Raw genomic sequence first — 1,449 nt, 5'->3', positions numbered from 1 at the left:
AAACGGACAATCCAACAACGCCGCTTGCAACATCAAAAACAAGCCGCATAATCAATCACACAAACGAACCAGAGCCTCCAAAGCTCAAACCGCTATATTATCCCATTTTATATGACGACGGACACGTCAGGGCAATGTTGTTGCCAATGTTTACGCCAGTTTCGTCGTCACTTGGGGACGTTAAGGCCAGTAAAGGGTTCATTGTATCCGCGACCACGGTAAAAGTCGCGTCGGTAACAGCGCCGGCAACGTCTGAGGTGTCTTCAACCGAAGCACCGTTGATCGCTACATAGACTTGCTGCGAAGGGCTTAAATTGCTGGTTGGGTCGATTGTAATGACATTGCCTGCAATCGTTGCATCAAACGCAATGTCAGCACCACTAGAGTTCGTCTCCTTAAGTGTGATCAGCGCGTCAATGTTGGTATTGTTCAGCGCAGTGTCATTGAGAAGCCGGATGGCCTCGCTGGCTGTGATTGTGATATTGCTGTTTGCTGCAACGCCAGTGGACGAGTCCGCAGGATCAAACGTGAAGCCGGGCGGAAAGGAACTTACCGCGCCATAATCACTTGAAACAGAAATATTATCTACTTCGAAGTACCGGCCTGAGAAAACAACTTTTGTTATCCTCAGATCAGCATCGTCCAGCTGCAAGTTTACATAAGCGTAAAAGCTGGTGTTATCTTGATTGTAAAAGCTGGGCGTGGGATTTCCCCTGTGACCAATTGGTGTATCTGATTTAGTTGCGTCAATAATTAGGGAAGACAGGTCTGAAACTGTGAACGTTGCAAGCAGTGCTTCGGTCCCAGTTCCGTTCAGACTCCCAAACACCTCAACGGTGTCGTCGTCGCCCCCACCGCTAATACCACCAGCATTCCACCAGAACCCAACATAACCGGCTGGATTTGCCAAGTTCACCGCAAAATCTGAATTGTTGGTGAACAAATAGTCACCACCCTCGTCACCGCCGTTAACATTTTGGTTTTTCATGACGACTGAGTTCGCGGCGTCCACTGTACCTATCCCAGATGGCAAAGAATACCCGCTACTGTTTATACTGGTAGTACCTGCTAAATTGTCAAAGCCTTCGGTTGTAACGTTTGACGCTTGGCTTGTTGTTACAAGTGGCGCCTCGACAGATATCAAAACGCTATTCGCGAGCGCCACCTGGCCGCTCAGAAAAATAACCGACGCGGCAAGTGCAGTGCATGAAAAGCGCATTTTTCGAAGGGGGGCCAAAATGTTGCCGGCTAGTGAGCGGATTGTTCGCGGATTGCAACATTTCGACATTTAAAGACCTCAGCACAAATATTGATGACCGCCGGTGTCAACGGCGGAGTAAAATTCGGCCATTGGGGCGGAGCAAAAGTCGGCCAGTTTGGCGCGAGCGCCTTGGAGCGTGCGGCCCTCATATAGCAAGCCCGGTCCAAGGCGCATTGGTCGTCAGGCCA

The 1,449-nt window shown here is 49.9% G+C and carries 1 protein-coding gene; it reads right to left on the bottom strand.

What is annotated here, in order from left to right; all coding sequences use genetic code 11:
* Window positions 1-97 precede the first annotated feature (97 nt).
* Window positions 98-1,219, bottom strand: coding sequence for an Ig-like domain-containing domain (locus AC07ED_RS07395; RefSeq protein WP_478242028.1), 1,122 nt, complete (start codon window positions 1,217-1,219; stop codon window positions 98-100).
* Between the last annotated feature and the right edge of the window lie 230 nt (window positions 1,220-1,449).

This window comes from Aestuarium zhoushanense (assembly GCF_056431045.1).
Note: the sequence above shows the minus strand (reverse complement) of the source record. Positions and strands in the feature narration are given on the sequence as shown.